This is a genomic window from Spirosoma lituiforme, from assembly GCF_054776635.1.
The window spans coordinates 1,664,535-1,676,357 of record NZ_BAAHBO010000001.1 but is presented as its reverse complement, the minus strand read 5'-3'; the positions used below and the strand labels follow the sequence as shown (position 1 = coordinate 1,676,357).

Genomic DNA, 11,823 nt, shown 5'->3' with positions numbered 1-11,823 from the left:
AACAAAATGCCGGTGGATGCTTACCGGCTAGACGGTGGTCTCGTTGGTTTCCAAATTGACAATGCCGTCTTTTTCAGGCAGGCTATTCGGGTAAGATGAAGGCTGTGCGTAGCCGGGTTTGGTTTCGGTCAGTACCGTTCTGTAGGCCTCTTCAACATAATCGGCCATGAAGGCGGCATCGTAGCGCTCCCGGCTAAGGTGGTAAGCCTCCTCAGCTACTTTCTTCCGCAGCTCATGATCGCTGTAGAGTCGTTCGATGGCATTGGCGAGTTGTTTTGTTTGCTGGGGATCGATCAAAAGTCCGTTGACGCCGTCCTGCACCAGTTCCTTCGAGCCATCTACGTGCGTAGCAATGACCGCCTTCCCCATCGCCATCGCTTCGATCAGGCCAATAGGCTGTCCTTCCCAGTGAGAGGGTAAACAATAAATATTGCTGGCGTGCAAAATGTCGGCAACATCCAGCCGGAAGCCATCGCGGATGATGCGTTTCTGAAGGCCGGTCTGCTCAATCGTATTCAGCACTTCCTGGTCGAGGTCCCCCTGGCCAATCATGAGCAGCGTAATATCCTGGTGTTGATCGGCTACGTGTTTAAACGCCCGAATCATCGTGATCGGATCTTTCTGAATGGTCATGCGTGCCATGAAAAGAACGACTACATGGCTGGCCGGTATATTGTAGGACGCCCGAATATCGCTGAACGATTGATCCCGACGGAACCGGGTCATGTCGATTCCGTTAAAAATTACCCTGGATTGAAAGCCTCTGATCAGTTGCTGGCCCGTGTGGTGGTTGGAATCCGATACGGTGATGGTTAACTGAGACCAGCGGGTTAATTTTCGCTCGGCTATGATCCGGGCCGTTTGGACCAGAAACGACTGATCCGAATGAAATGACCATCCGTGCACGGTATAAATAACGGGGATGTTACACTGTTTGGCCGCCCAGATAATGTTCATGTTTGCCCGCGTACCATGGGCGTGTACCAGATCAATTTTCTCTTCCTGCAATAAGACTTTCACCTGGTTCCACATGCGAAAATTAACCGGACTTTTTCCGTCAATAACATACGTGGCTATTCCATTTTCCCTAAGTTTGTCGACCATCGGGCCGGGCGTGAAAGACAGGACGACCGGTTCAAATTGTTGCTTGTTTAAAAAGTGTACCAGATTGAGTATGTGACTTTCTCCTCCGCCAATTTGCCCCTGGCGAATGGCGAGAAGAACTTTTATTTTGGTGGTCATACGTATGGGTAGCTGTGTACTAGGCCGATGTCAAAACCAGACTGGTTCGTTTGCTAATCAACTGATACACGGGATGGTTTTAGCTATTAGACTGTATACTTTCGCTTTAGTCAGTTTTTGTTTACTGATCTTGCGGCTTTATTTCTCTCCCTTTATCCGGTCTGTTTACTTTATAGTTTTTGTTGGATATAGAAAGTAGTTGAATGCTGTAATAGGTGTCATATTTATTAGTTACGGTAGATTTTTAGTTACTATGCTCGAAACAGAACGATTACGAATCGATAAATTTTCTGTTGACGATGCCGCATTTATGCTGACGTTGCTCAATACCCCTTCCTGGATTCAATTTATTGGGGATAGGAGTGTACGAACGTTAACCGATGCACAAGCGTACATTTTGACCGGGGCTCTAAGAAGCTACGAACAGCATGGTTTTGGGCCATACCTGGTCAAACTAAAGACCAACGGGCAGCCCATTGGTCTCTGTGGTTTGTTTAAGCGGGACTCCCTGAACGATCCGGATATTGGGTTTGCTTTTCTCCCTGATTACGCCGGTAAAGGGTACGGATTCGAGTCGGCCATGGCTGTGCTGAATTACGCGCGGGAGACATTGGGGCTGACGCGCATTATTGGCGTTACGTTGCCGACCAATCACGATTCGATTCGTCTGCTCGAAAAAATAGGCCTTCGTTTTGAGGGCAACGTCCGTTTCAGGGCCGATGGCAAAGAAAGTTGGCTGTTTGGTTCTCCAGTGAGTAAACTATAACTTTTTCCGGGCTTCCTCCCATTGGGTAAAGGCTTTTCGGTAGATCGTATGCCGGTCCAGATCGGGTTGAAACGTATTTCCAAAAGCCACTCGCTCGGCGGCCTCGTCCAGTGTTTTGACGACACCCGTCGCTTTCATGGTGAGCAGAATAGCGCCCATTGAGCCACTTTCATTACTGGCATTGAGCCGAACAGGTACTCCCGCCATGTCAGCCAGCATTTGCACCCACAAGTCCGACTGAGCAAAGCCGCCGTTGGCGTGAATAACCCGGGCCGGGCCGGTATGATTCGTTAGCAACTCATTTATACTGAGTAAATTGAACAGTACACCTTCCAGCGACGCCCGAATGAAATGAGCCCGCGTATGCAGCCAGTCTACGTGTAGGTACGCCCCCCGAACTGAAGCATCCCACAGCGGTGCCCGTTCGCCCTGGAGGTAGGGGAGGAACAACAGCCCATCAGCGCCGGGTGCAATGGTGGCCGCTTCGGCCAGAACAGCGTCAGTATCCTGCCCGGTAAGCTTTTCGGTTACCCACTCCAGTACGTTGCCACCGTTGTTGGTCGGGCCGCCAACCACGTAATAGCCTTCATCGAGGTAGTAGCAAAACAAACGGGCTTCGGCGTCGCGGAGCGGTTTCCGAACGGTCTGGCGAATGGCTCCGCTGGTACCGATGGTGAGGGTAGCCGTTCCTTTCTTGATCGCACCCGCACCCAGATTGGCCAGACACCCGTCTGACGCGCCAATGATCAGCGAAACACCTTCTTTCAAGCCTGTATCGGCTGTTTCCGGCCGGGGCTGAAACGGGCGCTGGAGGGTTGTCGAAACTGGGGTTGATAACTGATCGGCCCGGACGCCGGCAAACTTCATTGCCCGTTCACTCCACTCACGTTTGCTCTCGTTGAAGAGCCCCGTGGCGGTGGCGATGGAGTAGTCAATTTCGAATTCACCCGTCAGCTTGTGCCACAGGAACTCCTTGATCGATCCGAAATGGGATGTCCGGCGCAGCAGACGCGGGTCGTTTTCGCGTATCCAGGCTAGTTTGCAAAGCGGAATCATGGGGTGAAGGGGCGTGCCCGTTTCGGCATAAATCGCTTTACCCAGATCGGCCTCGGTGCTTCGTAATGTGTTGGCTTGCTCTTCGGCCCGGTTATCGGACCACAGGATGGCATTGCCCAGTGGTGAGCCGTCGACGTCCATGGGGAGCAAGCTGTGCATGGCCGTGCAAAAAGCGATATGTGTAATGGCGTGGCCACCCTCCGCCAATTCTTTGTTTACTTCGGTAAGGACCTGAACGAAGGCCGACCAGATTTCGGCCGGGTCCTGTTCGGCGTAACCATGCTCGGGAGTAATGGTCGTAAGCGGGGTAGACGCATGGGCCAGAATCTGGCTCAGGTCTGATGGCATGGCCAGTGCTTTGATATTGGTGGTGCCGACATCAACGCCAACGAAACAGTTCATAAGGTAGGGAATCAAAAAGTCAGATACGAAAGATTCGCTGAGAAGAAGAAAAACGCACGCCGGTTTGTTGAAAGCCCCCGTGAATTTATTCCCTTCTCAGCGAATCTCTATGTAGTAACTAGTATTTAGCCAAATTGTAAAAAGATACGGCATTCGCGCCGAAAACTTTTGCCCGAGTCTCTTCGCCCCAGTCGCTGACGTAGTCTTCAACCAGCGTTTTTACCTGCGTATAATTGGCGGCTACCAGGCATACCGGCCAGTCAGAGCCGAACATGATTCGGTCGGGGCCAAAGCTCTCGAAGATGACATCCATGTACGGAAAGAAATCTTTCTTGCTCCAGTCCTGCCAGTCGCCTTCGGTAACCATGCCCGAGAGTTTGCAGAAAACGTTTTTGTTTTTGGCAATCTCGACCATAAAATTCGACCAGCGGCTGATCTCTTTCTTCTTGATGTACGGTTTCGCCAAGTGGTCGATCACGAATGATACGTCGGGAACGGCGCGTACCAGATGCAGGGCCGCTTTCAACTGCGTCGGATAGATCAGAATGTCGTAGGTCAGGCCAAAATCGGCTAGCCGGCGAATGCCTTCCACCACGGCTGGCCGCGTCAGAAAGTCGTCCGGCTCACCCTGGGCTACATGACGATACCCTTTGATCACCTTATGCTGCGACAAATCCTGCAAGCGTTCGGGTAACTGCGCTGACTGCAAATCGACCCAGCCGACTACGCCTTTGATGATGTCGTAGGTTTGCGCCATACGAACCAGAAAGATCGTTTCTTCTTCCGACTGCGATGCCTGAACGGCCACACAGCCATCGATGCCGTTTTGTTTCAGAACCGGTTCCAGATCGGCGGGCAGAAAATCCCGCCGAATGGTCGCCATGTCATCCGTAATCCAACTGTCCCGTACCGGATCGAAATGCCAGAAATGTTGGTGAGCATCAATTGTCATGATACTCCCTAGGTAAATGCCACGGCAGTTTGTTTCTGCTCGCCCAGCCCTTCGATGCCTAGTTCGACAACATCACCGGGTTTGAGGTAACGTGGGGGCTTCAGCCCTAAACCAACGCCAGCCGGTGTTCCCGTCGAAATAACATCGCCCGGCAGCAGCGTCATAAACTGACTGATGTAGCTGACCAGCGTTGGTACGTCGAAAATCATGTCGTCGGTGTTAGAATTCTGCAACTCTTCTCCGTTGACTTTCAGCCACAGATTCAGCCCATTTGGGTTCGGGACGTCCTCTTTCGTAACCAGGTATGGTCCCAGTGGCGCAAAGGTGTCGGCGCTTTTGCCCTTCACCCATTGACCGCCCCGCTCCAGTTGCCAGGCCCGTTCGCTATAGTCATTGTGCAGGGCATAGCCCGCAATGTAATCCATAGCCTGATCCAGTTCAACGTAGCTGGCGCGCTTGCCGATGATAATGGCCAACTCGACTTCCCAGTCCGTTTTTTCGGACCGCTTCGGAATCACAACATTGTCATTAGGTCCGCAAAGGGCCGTTGTCGACTTGAAGAACAAAATCGGTTCCGCCGGGGTAGGGGCATTGGTTTCGGCGGCATGTTTGGCGTAGTTCAGACCAACGCAAACGATCTTTGACGGACGCTTTACGCAAGGGCCGAAACGCTCTTCAGGTCCTATTTCAGGACACGTATGGGCATGGGCCGACAGCCAGTGAGTGAGTCGTTCGGGGCCATTGGTCGCAAAAAACGATTCGTCGTAATCTTCGCCAAAATGGGTTACGTCGATATGCTGGCCGGTGGGTAGCACCACACCAGGGTGTTCGTGATCGGGCGAGCCGAAGCGGAAGAGTTTCATGCAGGAAAGAGATTCGTTGAACGGAAAGCAAATTAAGCCGCAAGTTTAACCATTCTGGCTAAAACCCGGCCTATGCAAGGAAAAGTAAACGAGGCTAGCACTACACGCAGAAACCTGTGTTCGGTTTAGGTAAGCGTTATTAGGAACCGTGGCACAGGCTTCTGTAAATGTATACATCAGTTGTTAAGCCGAATGAATCCGCCATCCAGCGGGTAATCGCAACCGGTAACGAAGCCCGCTTCGTCGGAGCACAGATACAGCGCCAGGGCACCTACTTCGCTAGGTTCGGCCATGCGGCCAATGGGCTGCGTTTTTGATAATTTTTCGAACATTTCAGCTTCCTGACCAGGATAGGTTTTGGCCAGAAATCCATCGACGAAGGGCGTGTGAACCCGCGCGGGCGAGATGCAGTTACAGCGAATGTTATCGCGCAGGTAATCTTTGGCCACCGACAATGTCATGGTCAGTACAGCCCCCTTACTCATGGAATACGCAAACCGATCGGGAATACCGACCGATGCCGCCACCGATGCCATGTTCAGAATTACACCACCACCGTTTGCCTTCAAATGAGGAATCGTGGCATACAGGCAGTTGTAAACGCCTTTGATGTTGATGCGGAAAATCCGGTCGAAATCGGCTTCTTCCGTTGTGTCGGCTTTGCCAATGTGGGCAACACCCGCATTGTTGACCAGAATATGGATGGGTGATTGTTGGGCAATCGTCCCGATCAGTTCGACTACCTGCGCCTGGTTCGATACATCAATGGTATGTGCCTGTGCCTGACCGCCGGCCGACGTAATATCGCTGACGACCTGCTGCGCCAGATCACCATTGATTTCCAGGATGTGTACGCTGGCCCCCGCCTGGGCAAACGCCTGAGAAATAGCCAGCCCAATACCGCTGGCCCCGCCTGTAACAAGCGCCGTTTTGTTTTTGAGAGAGAACATAGAGAGAAAAGAGTGAAAGAGCGAAAGAATGAAAGAGCGAATGAGCGAATGAGCGGGCTGGCGCAACAGAGAAAACCTGATACTGGTTGTTTACTAATGCGCCAGCCCGCTCATTCACTCATTCGTTCTTTCGCTCTTGACGCTTTCTTTCGTCAATTTATAGTGAAACGCCCCGTTTCCAGGGAATGAAATCATCCTGACCCAATCGTTCGGCCTGGGTAATCTCGTCGCCCGAGGCCAGCCGGATAATGTATTCCAGCATAGCATGTGCGTTTTGCTCGATGCTTTGCTCGCCGTCAATAACGGGGCCGCTGTCGAAATCGATCACATCGGGCATCCGGTTCTTGAGGGTTGTATTGGTCGATACTTTCACGACGGGGCAGACAGGATTACCGGTTGGCGTGCCGAGTCCCGTGGTAAAGACAATGACGTTGGTGCCCGATCCGGCCATACCCGTGGTGGCTTCAACATCGTTGCCCGGCGTACAGAGCAAGTTGAGGCCGGGGGTTCTGGCGGGTTCGGCGTAGTCCAGTACATCGGCAACGGGTGCCGTGCCACCTTTTTTGGCTGCCCCCGCCGATTTGATTGCATCCGTAATCAGGCCGTCCTTAATGTTGCCCGGCGAGGGATTCATGTCGAAGCCTGACCCGGCGGCCTGCGCCTGCGCCGAGTAATCACCCATCAGCGTAATAAACTTCTGTGCTTTGATAATATCGTCGGTCCGGTTGATCAATTCCTGCTCGACACCGTTGAGTTCGGGGAATTCGGCCAGCACCGTTTTGCCACCCAGAGCCACCAGAATATCTGACATTTGCCCCAGGGCCGGGTTCGCCGAAATGCCGGAAAACCCGTCGGAGCCTCCGCATTTAAGGCCAACCGTTAACGCACTGAGTGGGGCAGGCTTCCGTTCGAGTTTGTCGATCTCTACCAGCCCCAGAAACGTTTCTTTAACAGCCTGCGACATCAGGGCGTATTCTGTACCGGCCTGTTGCTCAAACAACAGCAGCGGTTTGTTGAATTTCGGGTTCTGCCGTTTGATTTCTGCCGAAATCATATCGGCCTGCAAATGCTGACAGCCCAAACTAAGTACCGTTGCCCCGGCTACATTAGGATTGTTGATGAACCCGGCCAATAGCGAGCACAGGTAATTTGAGTCCTGCCGGGTGCCCCCGCAACCCATCTCGTGGGTCAGAAATTTGATGCCATCAACGTGTTTGAAAGGCCGATTTTGTTGGTAGTGAGTAGCTTGCTGCTGCGCCGAGCGTCGGACCGGCTCATCAACGAACGGCTGCATCTTTCTGGCAATATTCATTTCCCCTGCTCTGTAGAGGCTCAGTAATTCATGTACCTGTGTCCGGTAGGTGTCGGGCTGTGCATAGCCCAACTCGCGCTCAAAAGCGTCTTTGAGAATGAGAACGTTCCGATTTTCGCAGAAAACCAATGGTACAACCAGCCAGTAGTTGCGGGTGCCAACGCTGCCATCGGCCCGGTGGTACCCCATAAACGTCCGATCGGCCCAGTCCGAAATGCTGGGTGGCTGCCAGGTGAAGGGCTGTTTTTTGTCGAGCCCGTAGCGGTCGGCATCATGCTTCAGATTAAACGTCGTGATGGGTTCCCCCCGACGAATGGGCCGGGTGGCTTTGCCAACCAATACGCCGTACATAGTAATGGGGTCGCCGGGTTGCCGATCTTCAGTCACAAATTTGTGCTTGGCCTCAACGGCATAGGGTAAATCGTACGTCGTGTTATCGAATTCTATTTGTTCGCCGGCGGCCAGATTACGCAACGCAACAATGACGTTATCGGCAGGGTGAACTTTTAATACACGGGCAGGCATCTGAGAATTAATAAGTTATAGATCGGTAAGTAGAAATGGACATAAATATACCACCTCCGGCAAAAACTTTGCTCAACTCTGTTGCGAATGTGACCGCCATTGCCAAGTTTTGACAATTGAATTCCTCCCTTACTCATGCCTTCTCCGTTGTCTGTTTCTCAAACTGGCCTTGCCGCCAGCCCGGCAAGGCCCGGCCTGGCGTGGCCGGGTCGTCTGATGTCCATGGATGCCTACCGGGGCTTTGTGATGATCTTGATGGCCGCCGAAATGCTGCAATTCGAGCATCTGCATGAAGCGTTTCCTGGTAGTGCGTTCTGGGCCTTTCTGGCTCATCACCAGAGTCATGTAGCGTGGGCAGGTTGCTCCCTGCACGACCTTATTCAACCGTCGTTCTCGTTTCTGGTCGGGGTGGCGCTGCCGTATTCAATGGCCAGCCGGGCGGAGTTGCAGCAATCGGCCACTGCTCAATTCGGGCGGGCGTTGCGCCGGTCGCTGATTCTGATTTTGCTGGGTATCTTTTTGCGATCGATCCACGCTGACCGGACAAATTTTACGTTTGAAGATACGCTGACGCAGATTGGCCTGGGCTATCCGTTCCTGTTTTTGCTGGGTAAAATAAACACGCGCGCCGTCTGGGTGGCCCTGATCGTTGTTCTGGCTGGGTATTGGCTGGCCTTTGTACTTTATCCGGCCCCCGGCACCGACTTTTCCTATACCGCAGTTGGCGTTCCGGCAAACTGGCCCGAGCATTACCGCGGCCTGATGGCTCACTTTAACAAAAACAGTAACCTGGCCTGGGCCTTCGACACGTGGTTTCTCAATCTGTTTCCGCGCGAGAAACCGTTTTTGTTCAACGGGGGCGGGTATGCCACGCTCAGCTTTATTCCAACGCTGGGTACCATGCTGCTGGGTTTACAGGCCGGGCGTTGGCTCCGGTCGGGACTAACCCAACAGGAAATACTGAAGCGATTACTGTTCGCCGGAGCCGTTGGTCTGGCCGCTGGTGTGTTCCTGCACGTACTGGGAATCTGCCCGATCGTGAAGCGCATATGGACCCCTGCCTGGGTGTTGTTCAGCGGAGGCTGGTGTTTCTGGCTGCTCGCCTTTTTCTATGGTGTTATTGATATGGCTAACAAACGAGACTGGGCCTTTCCCCTCATCGTTGTTGGTATGAACTCCATTGCTATTTACTGCCTGGTTCATTTGATTGATCGGTTCATCGTTACGTCACTGTATACGCACCTGGGGAAAGGGCCGTTCTTGTGGCTCGGGTCCGCTTACGAAGAGTTCCTGGTCGGGTTTGTTACGTTAGGCATTTTTTACCTTATCCTCTGGTGGATGTATCGCCGGAAACTTTTCATTCGCATCTAAGTACATGATTACAGCCAATATTCTGAATCTGTTCGATCAGACCATTTCGTATGGTACTATCTCGGTTGATAAGGGCCGCATTGCCCGGATTGACCGGCTGGGTCCCGAACGCCCCGGTGAGCCGTATGTGTTACCGGGCTTCGTGGATGCACACGTTCACATTGAAAGCTCATTGCTGACGCCCCCGCAGTTTGCACGTCTGGCGGTAGTTCATGGCACCGTAGCTACTGTATCGGACCCGCACGAGATCGGGAATGTGTTAGGCGTTGCGGGCGTCAACTACATGGTCGAAGAGGCCCGCCGGGTACCGTTCAAGTTTATGTTCGGGGCACCATCCTGCGTTCCCGCTACCCCCTTCGAAACCGCCGGGGCAACCATCAGCGCCCAGGATGTCAGTGCTTTGCTGGCCCAGGATGAAATTGGCTACCTAGCCGAGGTGATGAACTTTCCGGGGGTGTTGCACAATGACCCCGACATGCTGGCTAAAATTGCGCTCGCCAAAGCGTTTGACAAACCTGTCGATGGCCATGCGCCCGGTTTGACTGGCGACGAGGCACAACGGTACATGGATGCTGGTATCAGCACCGACCACGAATGTTTTACGTATGAAGAAGGACTGGACAAAGCCCGGCGCGGTATGAACATTCTGATTCGGGAGGGGAGCGCGGCCCGTAACTTCGATGCCCTGATTCCTCTGCTGGCCGAATTTCCAGCGCAGATCATGTTCTGTTCGGACGATAAGCACCCCGATACGCTAGTGGAAGGGCACATCAACCAATTGGTCGTGCGGGCATTGCAAAAAGGCCATTCGCTTTGGCAGACCTTACAGGCAGCTTGCCTGAATCCGGTGCTTCATTACCGATTACCCGTTGGGCTGTTGCGCGAGGGCGACCCCGCCGATTATATTGTCGTCGCGGATTTGAGCGAACTGCGTGTCGAGCAGACTGTGATCAATGGCGAGATTGTCGCTCAGAATGGTCAGTCGATGATTCCGGATTTACGGAGTGAACACGTCAACCAGTTCGGCTGCTCCCCCAAAACCCCGACCGACTTTGCCGTAAACGCTGATCTTTCGAACGGTGTGCCGCTCATCCGTGTCATCGAAGCGCTCGATGGGCAGCTCATTACCAACGAAATTCATCAGGAAGCCAGGGTCGACGATGGCCGGGTCGTAGCTGACACGAGTCGGGATATACTGAAACTGGTAGTTGTAAACCGGTATCAGGATGCGCCCCCGGCCATAGCCTTTATTAAAAATGTGGGGTTGAAGCAGGGCGCCATTGCGTCGTCGGTCGGGCACGATTCGCATAACATTACGGCCGTTGGCTGTGACGACGAAAGTATATGCCGGGCCATTAATCTGGTTATTGAGGCAAAAGGTGGTTTGTCGGTCGTGGGAGGAAGTGACGGACATGGAGCACTCCGGTTTATGCAATTGCCTTTACCGGTAGCGGGCTTAATGACCGATTCGGATGGCTACGAGGTAGCCAGTCAGTATGCAGCGCTGGATCAGTTCGCCAAACACGTGTTAGGCAGTACACTGGCGGCTCCCTTTATGACCCTATCCTTCATGGCCTTACTTGTGATTCCTTCGCTGAAGCTAAGCGATAAAGGATTATTTGATGGGCAAAGGTTCCGTTTTACCCCTCTTCAAATAGTTAAACAGCCACTTTAAAAAATTTTATTCGCTGACTGTTTTAAATTCTATTTTTTATGGGTACGTTTACACTCCTCAAGGCTATTCCTAACCTTAACCTCTCACATACCGACTATGGCCCGCTCACGCTCCCAAACAGGCCCCGACGACGAAACACTCTGGAATCAGTTTCGCGGTGGCGATGAAAATGCGTTTGCCCGATTGTACCAAAATTATGTTCAAACCCTCTACCACTACTGCGCTCACTTTGCTACTGATCGCGCGTTGATTAAAGATTGCATCCACGACCTGTTTGTTGAGTTGTGGAAACATCGCACCACCATTGGACCAACAACCTCTGTGCGTTTTTACCTGATGGCTTCCATCAAACGCAAACTGGTTCGACACTTAACGGCTGAACAGAAACTGGTCAGTCAGGACGATATGATCAATGGCCGTCGCGTTGGCGACACGTTACCCGGCGCTGATCCATCCCACGAAAACCTGTTGATTGCCCACGAAGAAGATTCGTTCATGACAGATTGCCTGCACCAGGCTCTCGATAAACTTCCCCGCCGTCAGCGTGAAGCCGTTCACCTGCGGTATTTCCAAAACATGAGCAACGAAGAAATTTCTTCGCTCATGGAAATCAATATCCAATCCGTTTACAACCTGATCTTTGGTGCCATGAGTAACCTCAAGCGGTATGTTACGCTCGAGACTGTGTCGCTCTGAGGTCGTATACCCC

At 52.7% G+C, this 11,823-nt stretch carries 10 protein-coding genes; 4 read left to right on the top strand and 6 right to left on the bottom strand.

Annotated elements, in window-relative coordinates:
- Positions 1-27: 27 nt before the first annotated feature.
- A complete protein-coding gene (locus ACYU87_RS07125) occupies positions 28-1,242 on the bottom strand; it encodes a glycosyltransferase family 4 protein (protein WP_461133331.1) in 1,215 nt (404 codons plus the stop codon).
- Between the two features lie 253 nt (positions 1,243-1,495).
- Here ACYU87_RS07125 and ACYU87_RS07120 point away from each other — a divergent pair, with 253 nt between their 5' ends.
- Complete coding sequence (locus ACYU87_RS07120; protein ID WP_461133330.1) at positions 1,496-2,008, top strand: GNAT family N-acetyltransferase; 513 nt, start codon at positions 1,496-1,498, stop codon at positions 2,006-2,008.
- On the opposite strand, the gene ACYU87_RS07115 is transcribed toward ACYU87_RS07120, so the two are convergent.
- From ACYU87_RS07115 to ACYU87_RS07095, 5 genes are all read right to left on the bottom strand, one after another.
- Complete coding sequence (locus tag ACYU87_RS07115) at positions 2,003-3,466, bottom strand: gluconokinase (RefSeq protein WP_461133329.1); 1,464 nt, start codon at positions 3,464-3,466, stop codon at positions 2,003-2,005. The genes ACYU87_RS07120 and ACYU87_RS07115 overlap by 6 nt on opposite strands.
- A 118-nt stretch (positions 3,467-3,584) precedes the next feature.
- Positions 3,585-4,418 carry an amidohydrolase family protein gene (locus ACYU87_RS07110; protein ID WP_461133328.1) on the bottom strand — a complete coding sequence of 278 codons (834 nt, stop codon included), beginning with the start codon at positions 4,416-4,418 and terminating at the stop codon, positions 3,585-3,587.
- Positions 4,419-4,426: 8 nt separating this feature from the next.
- Positions 4,427-5,281, bottom strand: a complete 855-nt coding sequence (locus tag ACYU87_RS07105) for a fumarylacetoacetate hydrolase family protein (protein ID WP_461133327.1) — start codon at positions 5,279-5,281, stop codon at positions 4,427-4,429.
- A gap of 176 nt (positions 5,282-5,457) precedes the next feature.
- On the bottom strand, positions 5,458-6,231 hold the full coding sequence (locus ACYU87_RS07100; protein ID WP_461133326.1) for an SDR family NAD(P)-dependent oxidoreductase: 774 nt from the start codon (positions 6,229-6,231) through the stop codon (positions 5,458-5,460).
- A gap of 157 nt (positions 6,232-6,388) precedes the next feature.
- Positions 6,389-8,068 carry a UxaA family hydrolase gene (locus tag ACYU87_RS07095; protein WP_461133325.1) on the bottom strand — a complete coding sequence of 560 codons (1,680 nt, stop codon included), beginning with the start codon at positions 8,066-8,068 and terminating at the stop codon, positions 6,389-6,391.
- 222 nt (positions 8,069-8,290) lie between these two features.
- On the opposite strand from ACYU87_RS07095, the gene ACYU87_RS07090 reads away from it, so the two are divergent.
- The 3 genes from ACYU87_RS07090 (at position 8,291) to ACYU87_RS07080 (ending at position 11,810) form a co-directional block, all read left to right on the top strand.
- Complete coding sequence (locus tag ACYU87_RS07090; protein WP_461133637.1) at positions 8,291-9,439, top strand: acyltransferase family protein; 1,149 nt, start codon at positions 8,291-8,293, stop codon at positions 9,437-9,439.
- Positions 9,440-9,443: 4 nt separating this feature from the next.
- Positions 9,444-11,114, top strand: coding sequence for an adenine deaminase (ade, locus tag ACYU87_RS07085; protein ID WP_461133324.1), 1,671 nt, complete (start codon positions 9,444-9,446; stop codon positions 11,112-11,114).
- A 96-nt stretch (positions 11,115-11,210) separates the two neighbouring features.
- Positions 11,211-11,810, top strand: coding sequence for an RNA polymerase sigma factor (locus ACYU87_RS07080; protein ID WP_461133323.1), 600 nt, complete (start codon positions 11,211-11,213; stop codon positions 11,808-11,810).
- The last annotated feature ends 13 nt before the right edge of the window (positions 11,811-11,823 follow it).